This is a genomic window from Roseisolibacter sp. H3M3-2, from assembly GCF_029211165.1.
GTDB lineage: Bacteria > Gemmatimonadota > Gemmatimonadetes > Gemmatimonadales > Gemmatimonadaceae > Roseisolibacter.
Genome location: NZ_JARGEK010000592.1, coordinates 1 through 1,879 on the forward strand (window position 1 = coordinate 1; position 1,879 = coordinate 1,879).

Below are 1,879 nucleotides of genomic sequence, written 5' to 3' on the forward strand. Positions count from 1 at the left end.
GACTCCCCCGCCGCCGCGCCCGCGGCCCACGCCGGGCACGGCGCCGCCACGCCCGGCGCGACGCTCAGCGCCGACGACGCGGCCGCGCTGGCCCGCCTCAGCTTCGCCATCGCGACGCTGCGCGACTCGACGCAGAAGCAGCTCTCGCTGGTCCGCAACAAGACCGCCGAGCACCAGACCCGCCTGCGCGAGGAGGGGGCGCACCACGTCGCGGCGCTGCTCAAGACCGCCGGGATGACGGAGGCGGAGTACCGCCGCCGCACCTGGATCGTGAGCACCGACCCCGCGGCGCGCCGCGCCTTCGACGAGACGATGGCGAAGCTCACCGGGACCGCCGCCCCGGGGCAGATGGCCGCGACGGGCGCCCCGGGCGCCGCCGCCGGCACCACGGCGCCCGCCGACGGCGGCGCGGCCATGGCGGCCACGCTCCCCGCCGGCCCGCTCGGCGCGCACCTCGGGCACGTGCTGCAGTCGTTCAAGGGGACGCCGATGGAGCGCGGGCTGCTCCCCACCGCGCTCGCCGAGGCGCGCGTGGCCGCGCAGCACGCCGCGCTGGCGGCCAAGGACCCGGAGAACCTCGCCGCGATGCAGCAGCACGCCGCGCACGTCCTGCACGCCGTCGACCCGTCCGCGGTCGCCAGCGGCCCGGGGCTCGGCTACGGCGTGAAGAAGGCCGCGGAAGCCGTCGCCGCGCACATCGAGATGGCCGGCCAGGCGCAGGGCGCGGCGCCCGCGGTCGGCACGCACGCCGGGCACGTCGCCACGGCCGCGCGCTCCGCGGCGGCGCGCGCCGCCGAGGTGGCCGCGCTGGCCCAGCGCATCGGCGAGGCGAAGAGCGCCGCCGACGCCGCGGGGATGGTCAGCCAGCTCGTCTCGCTCACGAACGAGCTCACGGCGGGACGCGACGCCAACGCCGACGGCAAGATCGAGTGGAAGGACGGCGAGGGCGGGCTGCAGCAGGCGGAGGAGCACGCGAAGCTGATGCTGAACGCCGCCAGGTAAGGCGTGCTCTGGTAGGGCGTGGTCTGATACGGCGTGTTCTGATGGGGCGTGATCGAAAGGGGCGTGAACGACCACTCGCGGTGGTGTTCACGCCCCTTTCGATCACGCCCTTCGAGACCACGCCGTACCGGACCACGCCGTTCCGGGTCGTTCAGTCGTGATTCCGCTCGTACGCCGCCTGCTGGTTGATCCGGTCCTTCGCCTGCGCGGCGTCGCGCTTCTTGGCGCCGCGCATCATCACGTCGCGGGTGGTCTCGGAGCGGATGGCCGGGAGCGAGACCAGGCGCTCGAGGTTCGCCCCGCCGCACGCGGGGCAGGCCGGCGGCGCCGAGCCGCGCACCAGCAGCTCGTTCTCGGCGTCGCAGGTCAGGCAGCGGAAGTCGTAGAGCGGCACGACGTCCTCCTCAGCAGGACACGCACAGGTGCTGGTTCTTCGCGCCGAGCTTCTCGAGCAGCTCGATCGTCTCGGGGAACGGGCGCAGGCGCTGCACCGGGCCGTTCGCCATGTCGACCACCGTGCGCGCGGTGCGCGAGACCGCCTTCACGTCGGCGCCCTTCGAGACGAGGTACTTGATCATCTCGTTGTCGCCGCGCGCCGCCGCGTGGTGCAGCGGGGTGAAGCCGTTGTTGTCGCGCGCGTTCACGTCGGCGCCCAGCTCCTCGACCAGGTAGCGGAGCGTCGGCATCCAGCCGTCGGGCGCGTAGCGGTGCGCGTTGCCGGCGAAGCCGTTGCCGTAGCCGACGCCGGCCGCGGCGTGGATCGGGAGCACGCCCGCGCCCACCGGCGCGACGCGCGCCAGCGCGACGACCTCGGGGTCGAGCTTCGCGCCCGGGGGGAGCTCGCCGCCGCCGCCGCCCCCGCCCCCGCCGCCGCCGC

General features: G+C 75.5%; 2 protein-coding genes and 1 pseudogene. 1 reads left to right on the top strand and 2 read right to left on the bottom strand.

Features of this window, described 5'->3' with window-relative positions; translation table 11 throughout:
- A pseudogene (locus PYV61_RS24885) lies at positions 1 to 1,002 on the top strand (hypothetical protein); the annotation flags it as partial.
- Between the two features lie 151 nt (positions 1,003 to 1,153).
- On the opposite strand, the gene PYV61_RS24890 reads toward PYV61_RS24885, so the two are convergent.
- Together PYV61_RS24890 and PYV61_RS24895 are read right to left on the bottom strand one after the other, a co-directional pair.
- A complete protein-coding gene (locus tag PYV61_RS24890; RefSeq protein WP_275836577.1) occupies positions 1,154 to 1,396 on the bottom strand; it encodes a zinc ribbon domain-containing protein in 243 nt (80 codons plus the stop codon).
- A 10-nt stretch (positions 1,397 to 1,406) separates the two neighbouring features.
- Positions 1,407 to 1,879: ankyrin repeat domain-containing protein (locus PYV61_RS24895; RefSeq protein WP_275836578.1), on the bottom strand; the 473-nt coding region annotated here is incomplete at its 5' end.